Below are 281 nucleotides of genomic sequence, written 5' to 3' on the forward strand. Positions count from 1 at the left end.
GATAGTAACGAGGATGGCAAGCACGAACTGCACCTGAATGCTGGGTTCATGTCTTAACAGCAGCCACGCGCCTTTAATTGCATAACCACCTCCTTTTATTCGGCCGGTGATAAAGTCATACATTAGAGAAGGGTTTTAAGAGCTTCCAGGTAATCTGGTTCCTGATCGATGTCTTTAACCTGTTCGGTATGAAGGATCTTGCCGTTTTCGTCAAGAACGATCACCACCCTGGATAACAATCCTTCCCATGGACCATCTATCATTTCAAGACCGTAATCCTT

The 281-nt window shown here is 45.2% G+C and carries 1 protein-coding gene; it reads right to left on the reverse strand.

Features of this window, described 5'->3' with window-relative positions:
- Positions 1–122 precede the first annotated feature (122 nt).
- Positions 123–281, reverse strand: a 159-nt coding sequence (locus HC176_RS20225; RefSeq protein ID WP_342448731.1) for a redoxin family protein, incomplete at its 5' end; no start/stop codon positions are given.

Source organism: Tamlana crocina (assembly GCF_012037625.1).